General features: G+C 71.0%; 25 protein-coding genes, 1 tRNA gene and 1 pseudogene. 8 read left to right on the forward strand and 19 right to left on the reverse strand.

All coding sequences use genetic code 11. From position 1 onward, the window contains the following. Positions 1 to 7: 7 nt before the first annotated feature. Positions 8 to 751: a GntR family transcriptional regulator gene (locus tag RM572_RS03585; protein WP_311671766.1), complete on the reverse strand. Its 744-nt coding sequence runs from the start codon at positions 749 to 751 to the stop codon at positions 8 to 10. A gap of 9 nt (positions 752 to 760) precedes the next feature. Further along, on the reverse strand, positions 761 to 2,059 hold the full coding sequence (locus tag RM572_RS03590) for an MFS transporter (protein ID WP_311671767.1): 1,299 nt from the start codon (positions 2,057 to 2,059) through the stop codon (positions 761 to 763). A gap of 411 nt (positions 2,060 to 2,470) precedes the next feature. Between RM572_RS03590 and RM572_RS03595 the strand changes: the two genes are divergently transcribed. Together RM572_RS03595 and RM572_RS03600 are read left to right on the forward strand one after the other, a co-directional pair. Next, a complete protein-coding gene (locus RM572_RS03595; protein ID WP_311671768.1) occupies positions 2,471 to 3,151 on the forward strand; it encodes an HNH endonuclease signature motif containing protein in 681 nt (226 codons plus the stop codon). Between the two features lie 39 nt (positions 3,152 to 3,190). Continuing rightward, positions 3,191 to 3,274 (forward strand) — tRNA-Leu (locus RM572_RS03600). Between the two features lie 46 nt (positions 3,275 to 3,320). Here RM572_RS03600 and rdgB read toward each other — a convergent pair. The 5 genes and pseudogenes from rdgB to RM572_RS03625 form a co-directional block, all read right to left on the reverse strand. Further along, positions 3,321 to 3,938: an RdgB/HAM1 family non-canonical purine NTP pyrophosphatase gene (gene rdgB / locus RM572_RS03605; protein ID WP_136183958.1), complete on the reverse strand. Its 618-nt coding sequence runs from the start codon at positions 3,936 to 3,938 to the stop codon at positions 3,321 to 3,323. Between the two features lie 60 nt (positions 3,939 to 3,998). Then, the gene (locus RM572_RS03610) at positions 3,999 to 4,382 is read right to left on the reverse strand and encodes a hypothetical protein (protein ID WP_311671769.1); all 384 of its coding nucleotides are present in this window, start codon (positions 4,380 to 4,382) and stop codon (positions 3,999 to 4,001) included. A gap of 133 nt (positions 4,383 to 4,515) precedes the next feature. Continuing rightward, a complete protein-coding gene (gene rph, locus RM572_RS03615; RefSeq protein WP_027763487.1) occupies positions 4,516 to 5,259 on the reverse strand; it encodes a ribonuclease PH in 744 nt (247 codons plus the stop codon). A gap of 111 nt (positions 5,260 to 5,370) precedes the next feature. Continuing rightward, positions 5,371 to 5,610 (reverse strand): annotated as a pseudogene (locus RM572_RS03620) (PTS transporter subunit EIIB); the annotation flags it as partial. A 36-nt stretch (positions 5,611 to 5,646) separates the two neighbouring features. Further along, positions 5,647 to 6,408: an MBL fold metallo-hydrolase gene (locus RM572_RS03625; RefSeq protein WP_311671770.1), complete on the reverse strand. Its 762-nt coding sequence runs from the start codon at positions 6,406 to 6,408 to the stop codon at positions 5,647 to 5,649. 188 nt (positions 6,409 to 6,596) lie between these two features. Between RM572_RS03625 and RM572_RS03630 the strand changes: the two genes are divergently transcribed. Beyond that, on the forward strand, positions 6,597 to 6,755 hold the full coding sequence (locus RM572_RS03630) for a hypothetical protein (protein WP_311671771.1): 159 nt from the start codon (positions 6,597 to 6,599) through the stop codon (positions 6,753 to 6,755). Positions 6,756 to 6,759: 4 nt separating this feature from the next. Here the strand turns inward: RM572_RS03630 and RM572_RS03635 are convergent, their stop codons facing one another. From RM572_RS03635 to clpS, 7 genes are all read right to left on the reverse strand, one after another. Next, complete coding sequence (locus tag RM572_RS03635) at positions 6,760 to 7,710, reverse strand: PLP-dependent cysteine synthase family protein (protein ID WP_311671772.1); 951 nt, start codon at positions 7,708 to 7,710, stop codon at positions 6,760 to 6,762. Beyond that, a complete protein-coding gene (locus RM572_RS03640; RefSeq protein WP_027763483.1) occupies positions 7,710 to 7,988 on the reverse strand; it encodes a MoaD/ThiS family protein in 279 nt (92 codons plus the stop codon). The genes RM572_RS03635 and RM572_RS03640 overlap by 1 nt, the downstream gene beginning before the upstream one ends. Before the next feature lie 136 nt (positions 7,989 to 8,124). Beyond that, complete coding sequence (locus tag RM572_RS03645; RefSeq protein WP_311671773.1) at positions 8,125 to 8,235, reverse strand: putative leader peptide; 111 nt, start codon at positions 8,233 to 8,235, stop codon at positions 8,125 to 8,127. An 85-nt stretch (positions 8,236 to 8,320) separates the two neighbouring features. Further along, on the reverse strand, positions 8,321 to 8,752 hold the full coding sequence (locus RM572_RS03650; protein WP_311671774.1) for a M67 family metallopeptidase: 432 nt from the start codon (positions 8,750 to 8,752) through the stop codon (positions 8,321 to 8,323). A gap of 98 nt (positions 8,753 to 8,850) precedes the next feature. Beyond that, positions 8,851 to 10,437 carry an alanine/glycine:cation symporter family protein gene (locus RM572_RS03655; RefSeq protein WP_311671775.1) on the reverse strand — a complete coding sequence of 529 codons (1,587 nt, stop codon included), beginning with the start codon at positions 10,435 to 10,437 and terminating at the stop codon, positions 8,851 to 8,853. Between the two features lie 264 nt (positions 10,438 to 10,701). Continuing rightward, entirely contained in the window at positions 10,702 to 11,307 is a 606-nt protein-coding gene (locus RM572_RS03660) for a DUF2017 domain-containing protein (RefSeq protein WP_311671776.1), read from the reverse strand. Then, a complete protein-coding gene (gene clpS, locus RM572_RS03665; RefSeq protein ID WP_027763480.1) occupies positions 11,307 to 11,618 on the reverse strand; it encodes an ATP-dependent Clp protease adapter ClpS in 312 nt (103 codons plus the stop codon). The genes RM572_RS03660 and clpS overlap by 1 nt, the downstream gene beginning before the upstream one ends. Positions 11,619 to 11,724: 106 nt before the next feature. Here clpS and RM572_RS03670 point away from each other — a divergent pair, with 106 nt between their 5' ends. Next, on the forward strand, positions 11,725 to 13,053 hold the full coding sequence (locus tag RM572_RS03670; RefSeq protein ID WP_311671777.1) for a nicotinate phosphoribosyltransferase: 1,329 nt from the start codon (positions 11,725 to 11,727) through the stop codon (positions 13,051 to 13,053). A gap of 66 nt (positions 13,054 to 13,119) precedes the next feature. Beyond that, a complete protein-coding gene (locus RM572_RS03675; RefSeq protein ID WP_311671778.1) occupies positions 13,120 to 13,713 on the forward strand; it encodes an isochorismatase family protein in 594 nt (197 codons plus the stop codon). A 103-nt stretch (positions 13,714 to 13,816) separates the two neighbouring features. Here RM572_RS03675 and RM572_RS03680 read toward each other — a convergent pair whose 3' ends face one another. Then, positions 13,817 to 14,080 carry a hypothetical protein gene (locus RM572_RS03680; protein WP_311671831.1) on the reverse strand — a complete coding sequence of 88 codons (264 nt, stop codon included), beginning with the start codon at positions 14,078 to 14,080 and terminating at the stop codon, positions 13,817 to 13,819. Positions 14,081 to 14,391: 311 nt separating this feature from the next. After that, the gene (locus tag RM572_RS03685; RefSeq protein WP_394813503.1) at positions 14,392 to 16,671 is read right to left on the reverse strand and encodes an immune inhibitor A domain-containing protein; all 2,280 of its coding nucleotides are present in this window, start codon (positions 16,669 to 16,671) and stop codon (positions 14,392 to 14,394) included. 404 nt (positions 16,672 to 17,075) lie between these two features. On the opposite strand from RM572_RS03685, the gene RM572_RS03690 reads away from it, so the two are divergent. After that, the gene (locus RM572_RS03690) at positions 17,076 to 17,366 is read left to right on the forward strand and encodes a hypothetical protein (RefSeq protein ID WP_311671780.1); all 291 of its coding nucleotides are present in this window, start codon (positions 17,076 to 17,078) and stop codon (positions 17,364 to 17,366) included. A 15-nt stretch (positions 17,367 to 17,381) separates the two neighbouring features. Here RM572_RS03690 and RM572_RS03695 read toward each other — a convergent pair whose 3' ends face one another. Further along, positions 17,382 to 18,053 carry an RDD family protein gene (locus RM572_RS03695; protein WP_311671781.1) on the reverse strand — a complete coding sequence of 224 codons (672 nt, stop codon included), beginning with the start codon at positions 18,051 to 18,053 and terminating at the stop codon, positions 17,382 to 17,384. Positions 18,054 to 18,185: 132 nt separating this feature from the next. Then, positions 18,186 to 19,742: an RDD family protein gene (locus RM572_RS03700; protein ID WP_311671782.1), complete on the reverse strand. Its 1,557-nt coding sequence runs from the start codon at positions 19,740 to 19,742 to the stop codon at positions 18,186 to 18,188. Between the two features lie 310 nt (positions 19,743 to 20,052). Between RM572_RS03700 and RM572_RS03705 the strand changes: the two genes are divergently transcribed. Next, positions 20,053 to 20,487 carry an SsgA family sporulation/cell division regulator gene (locus tag RM572_RS03705; protein ID WP_311671783.1) on the forward strand — a complete coding sequence of 145 codons (435 nt, stop codon included), beginning with the start codon at positions 20,053 to 20,055 and terminating at the stop codon, positions 20,485 to 20,487. A 28-nt stretch (positions 20,488 to 20,515) separates the two neighbouring features. Here the strand turns inward: RM572_RS03705 and RM572_RS03710 are convergent, their stop codons facing one another. Then, the gene (locus RM572_RS03710; RefSeq protein ID WP_311671784.1) at positions 20,516 to 21,007 is read right to left on the reverse strand and encodes an Lrp/AsnC family transcriptional regulator; all 492 of its coding nucleotides are present in this window, start codon (positions 21,005 to 21,007) and stop codon (positions 20,516 to 20,518) included. Between the two features lie 123 nt (positions 21,008 to 21,130). Here RM572_RS03710 and hppD point away from each other — a divergent pair, with 123 nt between their 5' ends. Next, positions 21,131 to 22,276 carry a 4-hydroxyphenylpyruvate dioxygenase gene (gene hppD / locus RM572_RS03715; RefSeq protein ID WP_311671785.1) on the forward strand — a complete coding sequence of 382 codons (1,146 nt, stop codon included), beginning with the start codon at positions 21,131 to 21,133 and terminating at the stop codon, positions 22,274 to 22,276. Positions 22,277 to 22,351: the final 75 nt, after the last annotated feature.

Genomic DNA, 22,351 nt, shown 5'->3' on the forward strand with positions numbered 1-22,351 from the left:
ATCCTCGTCACTCCGTTTCCGGAACGATGGCGGTGAACTCGGCGGCGGTCCGCGCAGTGACGTCGGCGGCCTCCCCCTCGCCGCCCGGCAGGCCCAGTGCCGCGATGGCGCTTTCCAGCGAACGGTCCAGGTGGCGCGACATCAGGGCCGTCGCGTCCTCGACCGCACGCCGCCGCAGCACGTCCACGAGGGCGCTGTGCTCGGCGACGGCCTCGCGCGCACGCCGCGGCCGCTTACCCGACATGGACCGAGCCAGGGAGAGCTGCCGGTGCACCTCGACGGCACTGCGCATCAGCGCACGGTTGTCGGCGAGGAGCACCAGCCGCAGATGGAAGTCCAGCTCCTTCGGATACGCCTTGCCCGCCGACTCCTCGATGCGGTCCTCGGTGTCGCCGAGCATCGCGTCCAGCTCGTCCAACTCCCCGTCGTCGGCGCGGGCGCAGGCCAGGCGCACCGAGTGCAGCTCCAACGCACAGCGCAGCTCGTACAGTTCGACGATCTCCCGCCGGGAGAACGTCCGCACGAACGCGCCACGATGACTCACCACGGTGAGCAGCCCCTCGCCCGTCAGCCGCTGGATCGCCTCACGCAACGGACCACGGCTGATGCCGAGCGACGAGGCGAGGCCGACCTCGTTGAGCCGCTCGCCCGGCCTGAGGGCCCCTTCGAGGATCATGTCGCGCAGGACGGACTCGGTCGCCTGCGAGAACGTGTTCCTCGGCAGCAGCCGGCTGTGGGCGGACTCGGTCATGGACTCTCCTCAGACGTCGCGTAGGGCGGTGCCGGCGCTCTCCTTGAGGGCGAGGGCCGCGCACAGGGTGATGACCGCCGTACCGATCACGAACCATGCCGGAGCCAGCGCCGAACCCGACGCGTCGACCAGCCACGTGCAGACATACGGTGCGGTGCCACCGGCGGTGGCGCTTCCGATGTTGAACCCCAGCGCGATACCGGTGTACCGGACGCGGGTGGGGAACAACTCGGCGAAAGTGGAGAACGCGGCACCCATCAGCGCGGAGTCGATGAGACCCAGCACGATGTGCGACGCGACTGCGGCACCGGTGCTCACCTCGAAGAGCATGAACCCGGGGAAGGACAGCACGATCGCGGCCACCGAGGCGCCGACGAACACCGGTTTGCGGCCCACCCGGTCGGTGAGCGCTCCGAACAGCGGCATGCAGGCCGTGGAGACCGCCAGCGTCGCGACGGTCGACCAGAAGGCGACGCCGGAGGAGATGCCGAGCACCTCCTGGAAGTGGATGTTCACGTACACGTAGAACACGTAGTACGCGGAGAACAGCAGCACCGAGAGACCGACGCAGACGGCCAGAGCCCTGCGATGGGCCCGCAGCGTCTCCAGGAACGGCGCGGACGCCTTCTCCGCCTTCTGCTCGACCTGCTGGAACGAGGGCGACTCGTGCAAGCGGGCCCGGATGACCAGCCCGACGACCCCCAGTGGCAGTGCCACGAGGAAGGGGATGCGCCAGCCCCAGTCCGCCATCGCGTCCTCGCCGAGCGTCGTGTTGAGAAGCGACACGCACAGCGCGGCGCACAGCGAGCCGGCGAGCGCGCCCGTCTGGGTCGTCGAGCAGTACAGACCCCGCCGGTGGTTCGGCGAGTACTCCGCCACGAACGAGGCGGCGCCGCCCAGTTCACCACCCGCCGCGATGCCCTGCAGGCATCGGGCCAGCACCAGCAGCGCGGTCGCACCCACGCCGATGGCGGCGTACGTGGGCAGCACGCCGATGAGGCCCGACGCCACGGCCATCAACAGCACCGTGGCCGCGAGCGCGTTCTTCCGGCCGTACCGGTCGCCGAGGTGCCCGAAGAGCACCCCGCCGACAGGCCGGAGGGCGAAGGCGACGGCGAAGGTCGCGAGCGTGGCGAGCAGCCCGGCGGTCTCGTCGCCGCTCACGAAGAAGTGGGTCGCCAGGATCGTGGCCACGTAGCCGTACACGCCGAAGTCGAAGTACTCGACGATCGAGCCGACGGCGCCTGCGGCGACGACGCGCGGGGGGACGGACCGGGTGTCCTGGAGGGAATCGACGGATGCGGCCACGGGGGGCCTCCTTGCACGAGCCGCGCCGCGGTCATCGACCGACGGCCACGTAAGCCTGCAGTTTCCACGCATCCCGCCTGCGCGTTCTCTCACCCTCGGCCCGCACTCTGCGAACTGTCAACAGTTTGCAGCCGCCGAACACGCCCCGCATCCGCCCGCTCACCACCCGCCGCAGAGGCCTGCCAGAACCCGTCGCCCCCGTGTCCCGCCCCCGCCCGTCTCGTTCGTCCGCACGAAAAGCCGCATGCAGGGAAGGGGGATCCGGTGGTCGTCGTCTACTCGGAGGAGCGACTCGCGGACGCCGTCGCGCAGTCGACCACGTTGCGGGAGGTCGCCGCGAGGTTGGGGGCACGTCCTGCGTCGGGGACGCTGTCCCACCTCCGACGCCGGATCAGGGACGCCGGACTCGACGTGCGCCACTTCCCCGGGCTGAGCCGCACGCGGTTCGAAGTGCCGTTCACTCGGGAGGAACTGGCCACGGCCGCGGCCGCGTCGACCAGCGTGCGAGGTGTCGCACGCGCTCTGGGGCTGCCCGACGACGGCCGGAAGCGCAACGCCTTGCAGCGTGCGCTGGAGGATCAGGAGATCGACACACGGCACTTCCGCCATCGCCGGATGCACCTGTGCGATGCGGCGCTGACCGAAGCCGTGACGCGTTCGAGAAGCTACGCCGACGTATTGCGTCACCTCGGGCTTCCCGTCGACACCACGCACCGTCGGCGCGTGCAGCGCCGGGTTCGACACCTGGATTTGGACACCGGGCACTTCGTCAGACGGACCGTACCGGGACCGCGGCCGGCAGTGAGACGCACCGTGGCCGACACGGTCCTGCGACGCCTCCCCGACACGGCGCCGAGGATGAACCGGGAGCGGATCAAGCGGGCACTGGACGAGGTGGGCGAGCCGTACCGCTGCACGGGCTGCGGCAACGACGGTGAATGGCGAGGTTCCGCCATGACGCTGCAGATCGACCACATCGACGGCGACTGGCGGAACAACAACCGCGAGAACCTTCGCTACCTGTGCCCCAACTGCCACGCGATCACGAGTACCTGGTGCCGGAAGAAGGGCCGCGCTCGCCTCGCGGTGTGACTCGGCCGCGGCAGTCGTTCGTTACGATGCATGCAGGGGGCGGCCGTGGCGTAACTGGCAGCCGCGCTGGGTTTAGGTCCCAGTGGGAGAGATCCCGTGGGGGTTCGAGTCCCCCCGGCCGCACCGCGCAGCGGGAGGCCCGGCGTCAGGCGCCGGGCCTCCCGCACGTTCAGCCCAGGGCCTCGCGGATGTGGGGGGCGAGGGCGCGGAAGGCGCGGCCGCGGTGGCTGACGGCGTTCTTCTCTGCGGGGGTGAGCTCGGCGCAGGTGCGTGTCTCGCCGTCGGGCTGGAGGATCGGGTCGTAGCCGAATCCGCCGGTGCCGGCGGGGGCGTGGCGGAGAGTGCCGGGGAGGCGGCCCTCGACGACGTGTTCGGTGCCGTCGGGGAGGGCGAGGGCGGCGGCGCAGGCGAAGTGGGCGCCGCGGTGGGCGTCGTCGATGTCGACGATCTGGGACAGCAGCAGGGCCAGGTTGGCCTGGTCGTCGCCGTGCCGGCCGGACCAGCGGGCGGAGAAGATGCCGGGGGCGCCGCCGAGGACGTCGACGCAGAGGCCGGAGTCGTCGGCGACGGCGGGGAGGCCGGTGGCGGAGGCCAGGGCGTGCGCCTTGAGCAGGGCGTTCTCGGCGAAGGTGACGCCGGTCTCCTTGACGTCGGGGATGTCGGGGTAGGCGTCGGCGCCGAGGAGTTCGAGGCCGGGGCCGAGTCCGGCGTCGGTGAGGATGGCGCGGAGTTCGGTGACCTTGTGGGCGTTGCGGGTGGCGAGGATCAGCCGCTGTTCACTGCTCATGCGGCGATTATCCCCGCCACCCGCGGTGCCGTGGTGGGGGTGGCCCGGGCGGGCCGGGGGTCACGCGGGCGAGCAGACCTCGGTGAGCTTGCTCGCGGCGTCGTTGACGGCGCTCATGTCGGGGGCGCGGCCTTCGTTGACGGCGGTGCGGGCGTCTTCGACGGCGGTGTTGAGGTCGCCGACGGCGCCCTTGACGTCGGCGCTGTCGGTGGACTTCTCGATCTCGTCGAGGTTCTTCTCGATGCTGTCGAGGGCTTCCTTGGCCTGTGTGGGGTCTTCGCCCACGGAGGAGGCGGCGTTCTGGAGGTCTTCGACGCTCTCGGCGACGGTGACGGCCGTGTTGGCGCAGTCGAGCGCCTTGTCGATGGCGCCGCAGCCCACGGCGAGCGTGGCGGTGGCGGCCACGACGACGGCGGTGACGGCGGTGGACAGAGTGCGACGCACTGGGTTCCCTCCCGAGAGCTTGGACGGGCCGCACGGATCGACCCGTACGGCCCGTACCTTCTCAGACGCGTAAAGCGCTCGCAAAGTTCCGTCCCTGCGGGCGGCCTTGCGGGCGAGCGGTGCCGCCGTGGGTTCAGTCGGCGGCGAGGGCCTGGCGCTGGCCGCCGTCGAGCTGGGCGCAGCCCTTGACCGCGAGGTCGAGGAGGGCGTCGAGTTCGGTGCGGGCGAAGGGGACGCCCTCGGCGGTGCCCTGGACCTCGACGAAACGGCCGTCGTCGGTGCAGACGACGTTCATGTCGGTCTCGGCGCGGACGTCCTCCTCGTAGCAGAGGTCGAGCATGGGGGTGCCGTCGATGATGCCGACACTGACGGCGGAGACGGCTCCGGTGAGGGGCTGGGCCTTGGAGCGGATGAGTTTCCTGCCCTGGGCCCAGGTGACGGCGTCGGCGAGGGCGACGTAGGCGCCGGTGATGGCGGCGGTGCGGGTGCCGCCGTCGGCCTGGAGCACGTCGCAGTCGAGCACGATGGTGTTCTCGCCGAGGGCCTTGAAGTCGACGACGGCGCGCAGGGAGCGGCCGATGAGGCGGGAGATCTCGTGGGTGCGTCCGCCGATGCGGCCGCGGACGGCTTCGCGGTCGCCGCGGGTGTTGGTGGAGCGGGGCAGCATGGAGTACTCCGAGGTCACCCATCCCTCGCCGGTGCCCTTCCGCCAGCGCGGGACGCCTTCGGTGAGGCTGGCGGTGCAGAGCACGCGGGTGTCGCCGAAGGAGACGAGGACGGAGCCTTCGGCGTGCTTGCTCCAGCCGCGTTCGAGGGTGACGGGGCGCAGCTGGTCGGGTGTCCTCCCGTCGATGCGGGTGACGTCGTTGTCAGACATGGGGGCGAGCCTAGTCGCATGGGTGCGGGGCCCGGACGGCGGCTGCGGGGCGGCGGGGCCCGCACGGCCGCGGGCGGGGGCCCGTACGCGGGGCGGCGCGCGGGGCGGCGCTCACATGAGGTCTTCGATCTCCTCGGCGATCGGGTCGGCGTCGAGGCCGAGCACGATCTGGATCATGGTCCCCATGCGGACGACGTCGCTGGCCCCGGCGCTCTTCAGTGCGGCGACGTCGACGAGTGCGGCGTCGCCGACCTCGGTGCGCAGGCGGGTCACGCAGCCCTCGACGACTTCGATGTTCTCGATGCCGCCGAGTCCGGCGACGATCCTCTCGGCCTTGCCGGCCATGGCGTCCTCCTCTGCCGTGGTCCGAGAGTACGCCGGGGGCGGTCAGATCTCGTGGACGGCGCCGGCGCGGGCCAGCTCGACGGGGCCGGGGAAGGCGGCCTTGGCGTCGCGCAGGTTGGCCTGGGGGTCGGTCCACGGGGGGACGTGGGTGAGGAGCAGCTTCCGGGCCTTGGCGCGTTCGGCGCACTGGCCTGCCTGGAGGCCGTTGAGGTGGAGCTCGGGGATGTCCTCCTTGCCGTGGGTGAAGGAGGCTTCGCAGAGGAAGAGGTCGGCGCCGGCGGCGAGTGCGTCGATCTCGTTGCACGGGCCGGTGTCACCCGAATAGGTGAGTACGCGGCCGGTGTCGCGGTGCGTGATGCGGAAGCCGTAGGCCTCGACGGGGTGGCGTACGAGGGCGGTGCGCACGGTGAAGGGGCCGGTCTCGAAGGTGCCGCCGGGGGTGAGGGTGCGGAAGTCGAAGACCTCGCTCATGGAGGAGTCGGTGGGGGTGTCGGCGTAGGCCGTGGTCAGCCGGCGTTCGGTGCCGTCGGGCCCCCAGACCGGGAGGGGGGCGCAGCGGCCGCCCTCGTACCGGTAGTAGCGGGCGACGAAGTAGCCGCACATGTCGATGCAGTGGTCGGCGTGCAGGTGGCTGAGGGCGATGGCGTCGAGGTCGTAGAGGCCGCAGTGCCGCTGGAGTTCGCCGAGGGCGCCGTTGCCCATGTCGAGGAGCAGCCGGAAGCCGTCGGCTTCGAGGAGGTAGCTCGAGCAGGCCGATTCCGCGGAGGGGAAGGACCCCGAGCAGCCGACGACTGTGAGCTTCATGGAGCGGGAACCTCCGTGGGCGGCCGATCTTCTGCTCCCCACGCGTGGTGGTCGCGACCGCCGCGTCAGTGAGGAGGTGGTTTTCCGAGCGTAAGGCGCGCCGGGCCCGGTGACTCCTCGGGACGTGCGTGTGTGGGCGGAATCACCAGCGCGGGGTAGGTGTGACCACGGAGGGAGAGTGATGACGGTTGAGCACGGGATGGTGGCTGGTGTTGGGGATGGTCGTGGTGTTCGCGCTGGTCGCGGCCTATGTGGACGGGACGGGCCGGTTGCGGAGGCGGCGCCGCGGCGCGGCGCGCTCCCGGCGCGACGCGTCGCGCCGGGAGCCGCCGCCGGAGGAGGGCTGAGCGGTCAGGCCCAGAGCTGGCCGTGGAGGGTGTCGACGGCCGCGTCCGTGGATGCGGCGGTGTAGACGCCGGTGGACAGGTACTTCCAGCCGCCGTCGGCGACGATGAAGACGATGTCGGCGTTCTCGCCGGCCTGGACGGCCTTGCGGCCGACGCCGAGGGCGGCGTGCAGGGCGGCGCCGGTGGAGACGCCGGCGAAGATGCCCTCCTGGGAGAGCAGCTCGCGGGTGCGGGCGACGGCGTCCTCGGAGCCGACGGAGAACCGCGAGGTGAGGACGGAGGCGTCGTACAGCTCGGGGACGAAGCCCTCGTCGAGGTTGCGGAGGCCGTAGACGAGGTCGTCGTAGCGGGGTTCGGCGGCGATGATCCGGATGTCGGGCCGCTGTTCGCGCAGGTAGCGGCCGGCGCCCATGAGGGTGCCGGTGGTGCCGAGGCCGGCGACGAAGTGGGTGACGGACGGGAGGTCGGCGAGGATCTCCGGCCCGGTGCCGGCGTAGTGCGCGCCGGCGTTGTCGGGGTTGCCGTACTGGTAGAGCATCACCCAGTCCGGGTGTTCCGCGGCGATCTCCTTGGCGACGCGGACGGCGGTGTTGGAGCCGCCGGCGGCGGGTGAGGAGATGATCTCGGCGCCCCACATGGCGAGCAGCTGGCGGCGTTCCTCGCTGGTGTTCTCGGGCATGACGCAGACGATGCGGTAGCCCTTGAGCTTCGCGGCCATGGCGAGGGAGATGCCGGTGTTGCCGGAGGTGGGTTCGAGGATGGTGCGGCCGGGGGTGAGCCGGCCGTCCTTCTCGGCCTGTTCGATCATGTGGAGCGCCGGGCGGTCCTTGATCGAGCCGGTGGGGTTGCGGTCCTCCAGCTTGGCCCAGATCCGCACGTCGGGGGACGGGGACAGCCGCGGCAGCCGTACGAGGGGGGTGTTCCCGACGGCTGCCAGCGGCGAGTCGTAGCGCATCAGCGTGCGCCGCCGGCGACGGCGGGCAGGATGGTGACGTTGTCGCCGTCGGTGAGCGTGGTGGTGATGCCGTCGAGGAAGCGGACGTCCTCGTCGTTGAGGTAGACGTTGACGAAGCGGCGGAGTTCGCCGCCGTCGACGAGGCGGCCCTGGATGCCCGCGTGGCGCGACTCGAGGTCGGTGAAGAGCTCACCCAGCGTGGCGCCCTCTCCGGTCACGGTCTTCTCGCCGTCGGTGTAGGTGCGCAGGATGGTCGGGATACGGACCTCGATGGCCATGAATGCTCCTGGTGAGGAAGGAAGGGGGCAGGCTGTGGCGTGCGTGGTGCGTGCGTGCGGGTCGTGCGGACCGTACGGCGGGCGCGTCGGCGCGGGCACCGTCCCGGGTGGGGCACGGTGTGCCGCGGGCGCGGGCTCAGCGCGAACAGATGGCGCTGGCGAGGCGGCACAGGTCGACGTGCAGGCGCGCCACGAGCAGCGTCGTGCCCGGGCCCTTCTCTTCAGCGCTCACGTCGTGGACAACCATGGCCTCATCGTAGCGATTCCCGGGGCGGGAATCGGATGTCGGTATCACCATACGGACGTTCGCGTCTCATCTCCGCCGTGCCGGTTCAGGCGTCGTAGGCGGGGACGACGCCGACCTCCTCCTCTTCCACGGTTCCGTCCACGATGCGGAAGGAGCGGAAGGAGAACGGGCCCTCGTCGTTGCCGCACTCGGCGGTGGAGACCAGCACGTAGTGGGCGCCGGGCTCGTTGGCGTAGGAGATGTCGGTGCGCGAGGGGTAGGCCTCGGTGGCGGTGTGCGAGTGGTAGATGACGACGGGCTCCTCGTCGCGGTCGTCCATCTCGCGGTAGAGCTTGAGCAGGTCGGTGGAGTCGAACTCGTAGAACGTGGGCGACCGGGCCGCGTTCAGCATCGGGATGAACCGCTCGGGGCGGCCGGAGCCGGCGGGGCCGGCGACGACGCCGCAGGCCTCGTCGGGGTGGTCGGCGCGGGCGTGGGCCACGATCGCGTCGTGCAGCTCCTGTGTGATGGTCAGCATGGGATGCAGCATAAGCACAGGCCCGGTGGGCTCCCCGTGGGGTGCTCACCGGGCCTGTGCCTGGTGGGGACGTCCTCCCGGCGGTGCCGGGCGGACGGTCAGACCGACGTGGCGCCGGCGAGTCCGGGGCCGCCCTGGCCGGGGACGGAGTCCCGGGGCTCGGAGGCCTCGATCTGCTCGTCGGTCTCCCCGGCGTCGCGCCGGCGGACGTACTCCAGGACCCGGCGCAGCTCGCGCTTGACGACCGGGGCCAGGAAGTACAGGCCGATGATGTTGAACACGGCGGCCAGGAAGAGGAACGAGTCGGCCATCGTGACCAGCGAGCCGAGGGACATCAGCGCACCGGAGACGACGATGGTGCAGAAGAAGATCTTGTAGATCAGCTCACTGGCGCGGCTGCGGCCGAAGAGGTAGGTCCAGGCCTTCAGTCCGTAGTAGCTCCACGTGATGATCGTGGAGATGGCGAACAGCAGCACCGCGACGGTGAGGACGTACGGGAACCAGGGGATCACCGTCTCGAAGGCGTCCGAGGTCAGGGCGACGCCGGACTCGGGAGCGGCACCGGTGGCGGCCTTCTCGCGGGCGTCCAGGAAGCTCTGCGGCTGGGCGATGATGATGGTCAGGGCCGTCATGGTGCAGATGAAGACCGTGTCCAGGAAGGGCTCGAGCATGGCCACGAGACCCTCGGTGGCGGGGCGCTTGGTCTTCACCGCGGAGTGGGCGATCGGCGCGGAGCCGATGCCGGCCTCGTTGGAGAAGGCGGCGCGGCGGAAACCCTGGATGATCGCGCCGATGATGCCGCCGACGACGCCCTCGGGGCTGAACGCGCCCTGGAAGATCTCGCCGAAGGCGTCCGGGACGGCGGTGATGTTGAAGGCGATGACGATGGCGCAGGCGGTCACGTAGAGGAGCGCCATGCTCGGGACGAGCTTGCTGGTGACCGCGCCGATGGACTTCATGCCGCCGATGAGGACGAGGGCGACGACCGCGGCGATGAGGAGGCCGAAGAAGAAGGCGCCGCCGGAGCTGGTGAAGACGCTGTCGTCCTTGCCGGTGACCGACTGGAGCTGCTCGAGGCTCTGGTTGACCTGGAAGAGGTTGCCGCCGAAGAAGGTGAAGAACAGCAGCGAGACGGCGGAGCCGACGGCGAGCACCTTGCCGACGCCGGCGAAGCCGCGCTCGGCCATGCCCTTGCGCAGGTAGTGCATGGGGCCGCCGGAGACGGTGCCGTCGGCGTGGATCTCGCGGTACTTCACACCGAGGGTGCACTCGACGAACTTGGTGGCCATGCCGAGGAGACCGCAGAGGATCATCCAGAAGGTGGCGCCGGCACCACCGATGGTGACGGCGATGGCGACACCGGCGATGTTGCCGAGACCGACGGTGCCGGACACCGCGGAGGTCAGCGCCTGGAAGTGGCTGACCTCGCCCGGTGCGTCCTTCTGCTCGTACTTGCCGCGTACGAGCCTGAACGCCACCTTCAGGTGACGCAGCTGGGCGAAGCCGAAGTAGGTGGTGAAGACCAGACCCGCCACCACGAGCCAGGCGACGATCCAGGGGAAGTCGTGTCCGAAGAGGTGGACCTCGTAGAAGACGACCTCGGCCATCCACGTGGCTATGGGCTCGGTGAAGTCGCTGATCGCCTTGTCGACGGACTCGAGGAACGAGGAGTCAGTGTTGGCCATGGAATTCCTCTGGCAGTTTCGGCCGCCTGGGGGTGCGGGCTGCGTGCGTACGGAGTTCACCGGGGGCTGGTAAATCTCGCGTGTGTTGGGGGAGTTCCTACCACGCAGAGCGACACACGTCGCGTGACCCACGTCACACTTGTGGATAACAGCCGGATACACTCGCCATAAACCGCATCAAAACGGGCATGATGCGCCGGATAATCGTGTAGGTGGCACGATTATCGGGCGCCTCGGGTCACCCAGCGTGGCAGCGCGCGCCGCTCAGTCCGTCAGCGTCTCCACGAGGGTCTCCTGGAGCGCACCGAGCCACAGGTAGGCCATGACCATGGGCTTGCGCGGGTCGGAGTCGGGGAGGGCGTAGAGGCCGCCGCCGTCCTCGTCGTCGGTGACCTCCAGGCGGGCGCCGATGGCCAGCCGGAGGTCGTTGAGGGCCCCGAGCCACTGACGGGAGTCGTCCGGGGCGAGGCGCAGCACGGCGCCGCCGTCACCCTCCGGAGTGAGGGCGTCCAGGGCGCGGACCATCGCGAGGGCGTCGTCCCGCTTGCGCGCCCGCAGGTCCAGTTCGGTGTAGCGCCGGAACTCGGCGGAGGCGGCCCGCGCCTCGGTCGCCGCCTCGGCGCTCGCGAGTTCGGCTCCGGGGTCGCCGTAGGCGTCGGGGAAGAGCCGCGCGAGCGCGGGGTCGGTGGGCGGCTCGCTGGGCCCCTCGGCGAAGAGTTCGGCGAGCGGGTCGCGCCCCTGTGCGGGCTCGTCGCCGGGGCCGACGAGTTCCATGAGCTGAACGGCGAGGCTGCGGAGGATGGAGATCTCCACCTCGTCCAGCGCGACCGCGGCGCCGCCGTCGGCGGTGGGCTCGAACTGTCCGGCCATCAGCGGTCCTGGGTGAGGGTGGCCCACAGGCCGTACCCGTGCATGGCCTGCACGTCGCGCTCCATCTCCTCGCGGCTGCCGGTCGAGACGACGGCCCTGCCCTTGTGGTGGACGTCCATCATCAGCTTCTTGGCCTTGTCCTTCGGGTAGCCGAAGTAGCTCTGGAAGACGTAGGTCACGTAACTCATCAGGTTGACCGGGTCGTTGTGCACGAGCGTCGCCCAGGGGACGTCCGGCTCGGGTACCTCGACGGGCGCCTCGCGTGACTCCGGTCGTTCGATCTCCGTGGGTGCGACGCTCACGTGTCCCATGCTGCCACCCCCCGGGGGCCGTCGCGCAAACGGCTCCCCGGGCGAGGCGACGCGACACCGCTCCCGGATATCGTCACTCTGACGAGATATGGGGTAGCATCATCGTATGGACACAGGGGATCTGGGACTGCCGGTGCCGGTGCCGTCCACGGCGCTCTTCACCGACCAGTACGAGTTCACGATGCTTCAGGCCGCGCTGCGTGGTGGCACGGCCGACCGCCGCTCCGTTTTCGAGGTCTTCACCCGGCGGCTGCCGGAGGGCCGCCGCTACGGCGTCGTCGCCGGCACCGGGCGGGTGCTGGACGCCATCGAGAACTTCCGGTTCGAGGAGAAGGTGCTGCGCTTCCTCCGCTCGCACGGGGTCGTCGACGGGCCCACCCTCGACTGGCTCGCGGACTACCGCTTCCGGGGCGACGTGTACGGCTACCCGGAGGGCGAGGTCTACTTCCCCGGCTCGCCGATCATGCGGGTGGAGGGCACCTTCGCGGAGTGCGTACTGCTGGAGACGGTGATCCTCTCCATCCTCAACCACGACTCGGCGGTCGCCGCCGCGGCCTCCCGCATGGCCGTCGCCGCGGGCGGGCGGCCCCTGGTCGAGATGGGTGCCCGGCGCACGCACGAGCTGGCCGCCGTCGCCGCCTCGCGCGCCGCCTACCTCGGCGGCTTCGCCTCCACCTCCGACCTGGCCGCCGGCTTCCGGTACGGCATCCCCACCGTCGGCACCAGCGCGCACGCGTTCACGCTGCTGCACGACACCGAGCGGGACGCCTTCACGGCGCAGGTGAAGTCGCTGGGCAGCGGCACCACGCTGCTGGTCGACACCTACGACGTCGCCGAGGCCGTCCGCACGGCCGTGGAGGTCGCCGGACCGGGACTCGGCGCCGTGCGCATCGACTCCGGCGACCTGCTGCTGGTCGCCCACCGGGTACGGCAGCAGCTCGACGACCTGGGCGCCACCGACACCAGGATCGTGGTCACCAGCGACCTGGACGAGTACGCCATCGCCTCGCTGGCCGCCGCACCGGTGGACAGCTACGGCGTCGGCACCCGGCTGGTCACCGGCAGCGGACACCCCACCAGCTCAATGGTCTACAAGCTGGTCGCCCGGGCGGACGGTGACGGGCCGGACGCCCCGATGCGCTCCGTGGCGAAGAAGTCGACCGGCGGCAAGACCTCCATCGGCGGCGCGAAGTGGGCGGCCCGGCCGCGCGACGCGGCCGGCGTCGCGGAGGCGGAACGCATCGGCACCGGTCCGGTCCCGGAGGAACTGGCCGGAGTGACGCTGCAGGTGCCGCTGGTGCGCGGCGGCGAGACGGTCGGGCGCGAGCCGCTCGACGCCGCGCGCGACCGGCACCGGCGCGCCCTGGCGGGGCTGCCGATGTCCGCCACACAGCTGTCGCGCGGCGAGCCGGTGCTGCCGACCGAGTACGTCTGAGCAACCGCAGGGTCCGTTTCGGCCGAGGAGACTCGAGGGCCGAGAAGTTTCGAGGAGGGTGCACTGATGCACCGGGCACTGATCGTCGTGGACGTGCAGAACGACTTCTGCGAGGGGGGCAGCCTCGGCGTGGCCGGCGGCGGGGACGTCGCCGCCGCCATCACCGACCTGGTCGGCGACGCCGCCGCGGGCTACCGCCACGTGGTGGCCAGCCGGGACATGCACATCGAGCCGGGGGACCACTTCGCGGAGAACCCCGACTTCGAGCGCTCCTGGCCGCGGCACTGCGTGGCCGGCACGGAGGGCGTCGGCTTCCACCCGCACTTCGCCCCCGCCGTCACGGCCGGCGGGGTCGACGCGGTCTTCGACAAGGGGCACTACACCGCCGCCTACAGCGGCTTCGAGGGCGCCGACGAGCACGGGACGTCGCTCGCCGACTGGCTGCGGGCACGGGACGTGACCGAGGTCGACGTCGTGGGCATCGCGACGGACCACTGCGTCCGGGCGACGGCGCTGGACGCGCAGGCGGCGGGGTTCCGTACGCGGGTGCTGCTGGAGCTGACGGCGGGAGTGGCCGCGGGATCGACGGAACGGGCCCTCCAGGAGCTGCGCGCCGCCGGCGTGGACCTCTCCGGAACGCCCGTCCTGCGGAGCAGCTAGGGCCGGTCCGGCCGCCCCGGGGCCGGGAGGGCCGCGGAGGGCCGTCTTGCAGCCCTGGGGGCCGCAGGACGGCCCTCGGCCCGCCCGGCGGGCGCGGGGACGGTCAGGCGGTGCGGAGGAGGGCGGCTATGGGCTGCCAGGACTCCGTGTCGTCGTGGGGCCGGGCGCGCCAGACCAGGCCGTCCGGGTGGTGCAGGACGGCGGTGACCTCGTCGGGCGTCGGCGGCTCCGCGTTGCCCCGCAGGTACACCGCGCGCATGCCGAGGTTTCTGAGCCTGGTCAGCGCCCTGGCCCGGTTGACCGCGTGGACCAGGACCCGCACGCGCGGCTCGTCCTCGCCGCCGGGGTGCCAGGCCGCCGCCCGCACGGTGTGCGCCGCGTCGGCGTGGGCGGACCAGCGCTGCGGCCGCCCGTCGGTCTCCTCGACGGGGGCGGGCCGCTGCCGCCAGGGCCAGGCGCCCGCGGCCGCCGGGAGCCCGCTGGGGCGCGGCACCGGCAGGGACAGCGCGACGATCACGCTGCCGTCCGGCAGCCGTACGAATCCGCCTCCGGCCATGATCAGGTTCTCCCCCGTTGTCGTGGTCTTCCGATGGGCTTACAGGAGGCATCTATAGCGCGGATCGGCCGCTGCCCGCCAGGGGCAACGGCCGATCATGTTTTGACCTGCAACGATGCAAATCAGCGCGTGGACGGACCCACCTGGACGGTCATCGTCTTGCCGCTGAAGGGCTGCTTGACGATGGCGATGCGGGTGTTGGTGTCGGGCACCTTGACGCTCGACTCCGGGTTGGTCTCGTACCAGTACTTACCCTTGTGGTCGTCGAAGGCCGGCTTGCCCCACTTCGGCCAGACGAACGTACGTTCGCCGTCGTTGTGGAGGGCCATGCCGCCCGACGGGTACCAGCTGAAGGCCGAGTCGTAGCCCTGGATGCGCGGACGCATCAGGGTGTCGTCGTCCCAGCGCTCCGGCTTGGCGTGCGCGTCGATGGGGAGGATCAGGCCCTCACCTGCGTGCTGACCGACGTTGTTGTCCGCCTGGGAGGTGTCCCAGAGCCAGACGAGCATGCCGCGCTGGTAGGCGTAGCGCTCCACCCAGTCCGGCTTGTCGGTGGCCCAGCCGAAGTTGTACGGGCCGGTACGCAGCGACTCGTCGTAGCTGACGTACTGGCGGTTCTCGACGATGTAGAACTGCGGGTACGACTTGGTGAAGGACTCCTCGATGCGCGAGAAGCCGTCCGTCGTCCAGCCGTTGTCGCCGTCCTCCGCGCCGTCCTCGAACACCACGGCGCCGTCGGCGGTGATGCTGAGAGCGTCGGCCGCGAAGCCCTTGGGGGCCACGCCGCCGTCCGTCTGGTAACGGAAGCGAAGGTCGAACTTCTGGCCTGCAAAGGCGTCGAGGGAGTACGCGAGGTCCTTGTACGCGCCCGACTGACCGTGCAGCGCCGGACGGTCGCCGCCGTCCCGCGGGATCGGCTCACCGTCGACGGTGCCGTCCAGCACCGTCCAGTTCTCGCCGCCGTCCGTCGACACCTCGGTGTAGAGGTAGTCGTAGTTGGCCTCGATGTCGTACCAGCCCTTGAAGTCCAGCGAAGCGCTGGTCTTCCCGGTCAGGTCGACACTGCGGGTGAGCGTGTTGCTCAGGTCGTCACCGCTGCCGCTCCACCACTGCATGCTGCCCTCGGCGGGCTTCACGATGGTGGTCGTCTTCTCCTTGTCCGGGAGTTCGACGATCAGCGCCTGCGGGTTCTTGGTGTTGTAGTTGTGCACGCCCAGCTTGTGGGTGGACTTCGTGGCCGCCTTCGCGGTCTCGTAGTCCAGCCAGCCCAGCTGGAACTTGTCCCAGGCGTTCAGGTCGCCGGCCCAGTCGCCGATCGAGTCCTCGCCCTTGTTCAGCCAGGAACCCGACGACATCAGGGACCAGAAACCGACCGAGTTCTCGCCGGTGCCGGAGGTGTCGTAGTGGTCCGGCAGACCGAGGTCGTGACCGTACTCGTGCGCGAAGACGCCGAGGCCGCCGTTCTCCGGCTGGACGGTGTAGTCGCCCACCCAGATGCCGGTGTCGCCGATCTGGGTGCCGCCGGCCTGGTTGTACTCGGGGCCGGTGCTGCCGACGTCGTGGCCGTAGGCGTACCAGCGGTGCGCCCAGATGGCGTTCTCGCCCTGCGCGCCGCCGCCGGCCGACTCGTCCTCACCGGCGTGAACCCACTGGAAGTGGTCGATGTAGCCGTCACGCTCGTTGAAGTTGCCGTCACCGTCGAAGTCGTAACGGTCCCACTTGTCGTACTCGGCGAGCATGTCCGCGATCTCGGCGTCCGTCTTGCCGGAGGCCTTCTGGCCCTCGACCCAGGCGGTGACGCCGTGCTTGATCGCGTCCCACACCGTGGAGCAGGTGGTGTCGCCGCAGTAGTTGGAGCCGTAGCGGGCCTCGTTGTACTCGACCTTGACCCAGTCCGAGACGTGGCCCTCGACCGAATAGCGGCCCGAGGACTGCTTCTCGTAGAAGCTCTTCAGGGAGCCTTCGCCCTCGCCGAAGTAGATGTCCTCGAAGTGCTTCTGGTCGAAGTCCTCCTGCCAGTAGGTGGAGTTGTCCTTCGACCGGTCCGGCTCGGCGATCTCGTTGTGCACGGGGCCGGCTTCGCCGCCGTACTCCGGGTCGACCTTGTCACCGAACTCGATGAGCACGGTGAAGATCTTGTCGGTCTTCTCCCGCTGGAGCTCGACGTACTTGTTGTCGTCGAGCTTCATGACCCGGGAGCCGTTGCGCTGGAAGGTCTCGGCCTTACCCTTGTCGCCCTCCCCGGCGGCCAGCTTCTCCAGGGCGACCTGCTTGCTCTGGCGCTGCTGCTTGCTGAACGGACCGTCCAGGTTGTGCGGGTGCTCATGCCCCTCGACCTTGGCCGGCTTGCTCTGGGCGTCCGGGTTGGCTTCCGGCTGTGCCTGAGCCGATGTGGCTGGCATCAGAACGGCCGCGCCGAGCGCGGCAACCGTGGTGACCAGGGCAGCCGACCTCGATCTTGTGGATCTCCGTCTGCTGTTCACTTGCTTGTGTCCTCCCCTGCAAGCGCTGAGACTTGACGACGGTATTCGACCGGAGTATCGCGGAAAAAGACAGCCCTTGAATCGTTATCGACCGCACAGTAGGTTGCTGTGCTCTGTGTTGGCATGGACGAGACACTGGGACAGCCGTGCGCCCGTGCGCCCCTCGTGCACCGCGGCGTGACCGAGGTCATGCTTCGCCGGGGTGCCGGACGGGCATCTCGCCGTAGGAGCCGTTCTGTGGCACGCACTTCGGGCCGAAGGGGCGTTCGCCGGGCGGCCCGGACGGACCCCGACCACGCTCTCCCCCTCAGGACGGACACGCCATGCCGCGCCCGACTGCCGCACAGTTCGCCTACGGTGCCCTCACGGTCGTTCTCGCGACCCTCGCCATGCTGCTCCTCTCCCAGACCCGTTCGGGAACGGGCATCGTGGTCATCGCCGTCGCCGCCCTGAGCCTCGGCCTCCTGGTCTCCTGCACGGCCGCGGCCCGCACCCCGTCGGGCCGTTCCGTGCCCGCCCGTACGGTTCCCGCTGCCGCTCGGGCTCACGTTCCCGAGCGGACCGCCGCCCGCTCCGAGCCGGCCCACCGGACGCCCGCCTCGCTGCGCCGGTGACGCCCGCCCGCCACGTCAGTCCGCGACGACCACGACGGTCTTGGCCGCCTTGTCGTGCAGACACTGGTGGTAGGGCTTGTCCCAGGTGCAGTACAGGACGTTGATCAGCCAGAAGAGGAAGCCCAGACAGGGCACCAGCGCGGGAATGCTGTAGACCGCCGCACGCACCCAGCCGGGCGTACCGTGCGGCGCCGCACCGTTCTGGAGCACCGCCACCCGGATCTTCATCAGCTTCTTCCCGACCGTCTGGCCCGAACGCGTCAGCATCAGACCCTCGTAGAGGAAGTACACCAGCGTGTAGAAGCCGCCCTGCCAGTACTGCGCACCCGCGTCGTCGTAGGAGTCGAAGCCGGACACGAGCCCGGAGACGATGCCGACCGGGATACCGACGATCAGGGCGTCGACGATGCGGGCGAGCAGGCGTCTACCGCGCGAGCCGAGCGGCGGCATGCCGGCGAGGGGGTCGGCGCCGGCGCCGCCGTAGGAATCGCTGTACGGAGCCCCCGGCGGCGGCGCGCCCTGCGGCGACGCGTACGGGCCGCCGGCGCCGCCGGGTGGCGGCGGGGGCGGCCGCTCGGGCGGAGGTTCGCCGGGAGACTGCTCACCGGGGGGCGGACCGCCGGACCCCGGCTCGTCCGGCTGCGGCCTCTTGCGGAAGGGGTCGTTCTCCGGCTGCTCCGTGCTCATGGCACGAGTCGACCCCGCGCCGGACGCCTCCGCATCCGGCGCGTGGCCGTTCGGGGGTACCGCGCTCCTCCGAAGGGATGGCGGGCCGTTCGCCGGCGGCACCCGCAGCAGACGCCTCCGGCCCGCCGGGCGTCAGCGGTCGGCGACGAAGGTGCGCGCCGCCTTGTCGTGCCAGCACTGCCGCCAGGGCCGGTCGAAGAGGCACCACAGCACGTTCACCACGCCGAGCACCACCAGCGACAGCAGGCTGTACGTCAGCCAGCGCCGCAGCGCCGCCCCCGTGCCCGGGGTGTCCTGCCCTTCGACGTCGAGCACCTGGAGACCGAACAGCTTCTTGCCCGCCGTGCGGCCCCACTTCGCGGTGGGCAGCGCCTCGTACAGCAGGCCGAACAGCAGGAAGGCGCCCAGCACGACGGCGAGGTGGACGCCGGTGGTGCCGTCGATCAGCCAGACGGTGCGGGTGACGCCGGCCTGGTTGGTGGCCTCGATCTTGTCCTGGATGTGCTCGGTCGCCCTGCCGACGAAGGGGAACGCGACGGCGCCCGTCACGGCGGAGACCACGAGCCCGTCGACGATCCGTGCGCCGAGCCGTTTGCCCAGGCCCGCGGGCCGGGCCTCCTGCACCGCGTCGGCGAACGGGTTGGCCGCCGGGGGCCGCCAGGGCGCGACGCCGTCCTGGCCGGACGCGGCCCCGCCGGACTGCTGCTCCCAGGGCGGCCGTTCCGCACCCTGCGGGGCGTGCTGGGTCTGCGGGGCCTGGCCGCCGTACTGCTGCGGGACACTCTGCTGCGCGTGCGGCGCCTGGTACGCCTGGGTCTGCTGGGCCTGCTGCTGCGCGTGCGGGGCCTGTTGCTGGACCTGCTCGTACGCAGGGGCCTGGTGCTGGGGGTGGGGGTGCTGCGGCTGGTGCTGGTGCTGGTGCTGCTGCGGGGGGTGGCTCTCGGCCGGGGCCGCCTGCCGGGCGGCGTCCGCGGCAGCGCCGTACTGGAAGACGTCGGAACGACGCAGGCCGACGGTGTGCTCCGGCTGGGCCGCGGGGCGGGCGCCCTCCTCCTGCTGGGGGCGCGGCATCCGGATGCCCACGGTGTGGTCGGGAGCCGCTTGGCCCCCGCTCCCGGCCGGAGGCGGCGTTCCCCCGGTCTGCTCCTGCGCCTCCCACGCGGCGCGCGGGTCCTGCCCGCCGCCGTGCGCGGACTGCGCGGACTGCGCGGACTCCTGCGGCGCCCCCCAGGAGAGGTCCTGCTGGTCGGCGCCGAACCCGGACTGCCGGCCGGGGTCGGCCTGCCAGGCCGTGGCGGCCTCCGGCTGGTTGCCGTGCAGGCGGCGCGGGTCGTTCCAGTCGGCGTACGGCGCCGCGTCCGGTCCGGGCGCGGCGACCTCGCCACGGCGACGCACCTCGGGCAGCGCCGAGGAGCCGCTGCTCGCACGGCCGAGGTCGATCTCGTCGCTGTCGTCCTCGTCCTCGTCCGGCGCCTCCGGCTCGGGTTCGGCGCCGCGCGGGGCCGGAACGTTCCCGCCGGTCTCGGCGGGCGGGGCGGGCGCGGGCTCGCCCGGCCCCGGCGCGGGCCGGCTGGTGCCCGCCACCCAGGCGGTGCCGTTCCAGTAGCGGATGTACCCGGGGATGGAGGGATCCGGGTAGTAGCCCGGCACCGGGCTGCCGTTGGCGGATCCTGCGGAGGGGGCACTCATCTGTCCGGGTCCCGTATCTCTTCGACCGATCTGGCGGTATGTGGACGTGGGCGGCGACTTCGTCCACGCGCGCGCGTGCGTGCGTGAACGGCGTTGCGCGGAGTCCACATCTACCAGAAGCCGCCGACGGCGTGGCCCCGCCCTCATGGACGTGTGAACGTTCCGGCGGAAGTCTTCCGGGCGAATCTCGAGATTTCTCGCCGAAGTCGCGTAACGATACGCGCTCCACGTCCTCTCATCAGTGCGGGCTTCGTACGGTCGCCGCCGGAGGAGGCCGCCACCGCCAGGCGTGAGAGAGGGAGCAGACGACATGGACGACAGGGACGACAGGGAAGCGACGATCGAACGGGAACTCGACCTGCGGCTGGTGCTGTCGCCGGACGACGGCGCCACGGTGCCCGCCCGGCTGCGCTACCGCACCGACGACCCGTTCGCGGTGCACGTCTCCTTCCACATCCACTCCGACGCACCGGTCCACTGGACGTTCGCCCGCGAGCTGCTGATCGAGGGCCTGTTCCGGCCGTGCGGCCGGGGCGACGTACGGGTGTGGCCGACGCGGGCCGACGGCAGGCAGGTGGTGTGCCTGGCCCTGTCGTCGCCGGACGGCGACGCGCTGCTGGAGGCGCCGGCGCACGTGGTCTCGGCCTGGCTGGAGCGGACGCTGCGTGCGGTGCCGACGGGTTCTGAGGGGGAACGGCTGGGTCTCGAACAGGGCCTGGAGGCGCTGCTCTCCCCGGAGTCGTGAGCCGCGCGGCGGACGCCGGGCGGCCGGCTCAGCCCGCGGGCGCCGTCTCCGGTCCTCCGGAGGCGGCCTGGCGGACGAGCGGGACGATGCGCAGCGGCACCGGGTTCTCCATCACGATCGCGGTGGAGGCGCGCACGATGCCCTCGATACCCACCACCCGGTCGATGACGCGCTGGAGGTCCGCGTTGGACTGGGCCACCAGGCGGCACAGCATGTCGCCGTGCCCGGTGGTGGTGTGCAGCTCGAGCACCTCGGGGACGGTGGCGAGGTGGGCCCGCACGTCGGCGCCCTGCCCCTGGCGGATCTCCAGGGTGGCGAAGGCGGTCACGGGATAGCCCACGGCGGCCGGGTCGACGTCCGGGCCGAAGCCGCGGATCACTCCGGTGGACTGCAGCCTGTCCAGCCGGGCCTGCACCGTGCCGCGGGCGACGCCGAGCCGGCGGGAGGCCTCCAGCACGCCGATGCGGGGTTCCTCGGCGAGCAGTTCCAGCAAGCGTCCGTCCAGCGCGTCGATCGCCATGACCCTCCTCGCACTGCGCATCGTGTACAGATACGCGACTGATACCGCCGTTCGACTGTACATGTTGTTCAGTGATTGCGTGAACTATTGCGCACCTTGTGGATCAGCGGGACGCTTTCGCACATGACTGAGACCACGCATGCAACCCCGAACACCGCCCGGCAGGCCGACCCCTTCCCGGTGAACGGCATGGACGCGGTCGTCTTCGCCGTCGGCAACGCCAAGCAGGCCGCCCACTTCTACTCCTCCGCCTTCGGCATGAAGCTGGTGGCGTACTCCGGGCCGGAGCACGGCAACCGCGAGACCGCCTCCTACGTGCTGGAGTCGGGCGGCGCCCGCTTCGTCCTCACCTCGGTCATCAAGCCGGCCACCGACCACGGCCGGTTCCTCGCCGAGCACGTCGCCGAGCACGGCGACGGCGTGATCGACCTGGCCATCGAGGTGCCGGACGCCCGGGCCGCCTACGCGTACGCGGTCGAGCACGGCGCCACCGGCATGGAGGAGCCCTACGAGGTCAAGGACGAGAACGGGGTCGTGGTCCTCGCCGCCATCCGCACCTACGGCAAGACCCGGCACACCCTGGTCGAGCGCAAGGGCTACCAGGGCGTCTACCTGCCCGGTTTCGTCGAGGCCGCCCCGATCGTCGCCCCGCCGGCCAAGCGCACCTTCCAGGCCATCGACCACTGCGTGGGCAACGTCGAGCTCGGCCGGATGAACGAGTGGGTCGCGTTCTACAACAAGGTCATGGGCTTCACGAACATGAAGGAGTTCGTGGGCGACGACATCGCGACCGAGTACTCGGCGCTGATGTCCAAGGTGGTCGCGGACGGCACCAAGAAGGTGAAGTTCCCGATCAACGAGCCGGCGATCGCGAAGAAGAAGTCGCAGATCGACGAGTACCTGGAGTTCTACGGCGGCCCCGGCGTGCAGCACATCGCGCTGGCCACCAACGACATCGTCTCCACCGTGCGCACCATGCGTGCGGCGGGCGTCGAGTTCCTGAACGTGCCGGACTCGTACTACGACACCCTCGGCGAGTGGGTCGGCGACACCCGCGTGCCGATCGACGAGCTGCGCGAGCTGAAGATCCTCGCCGACCGCGACGAGGACGGCTACCTGCTCCAGATCTTCACCAAGCCGGTCCAGGACCGCCCGACCGTCTTCTTCGAGATGATCGAGCGCCACGGCTCCATGGGCTTCGGCAAGGGCAACTTCAAGGCCCTCTTCGAGGCCATCGAGCGCGAGCAGGAGAAGCGCGGCAACCTCTGAGCCGACGTGACCGCGGCCCGAAGGGGAAGCGGAGACGCGGGCGGGGCCCGGACCGTGGCGAACGGTCCGGGCCCC

The organism is Streptomyces hazeniae (assembly GCF_031845485.1).
Classification (GTDB): domain Bacteria; phylum Actinomycetota; class Actinomycetes; order Streptomycetales; family Streptomycetaceae; genus Streptomyces; species Streptomyces hazeniae.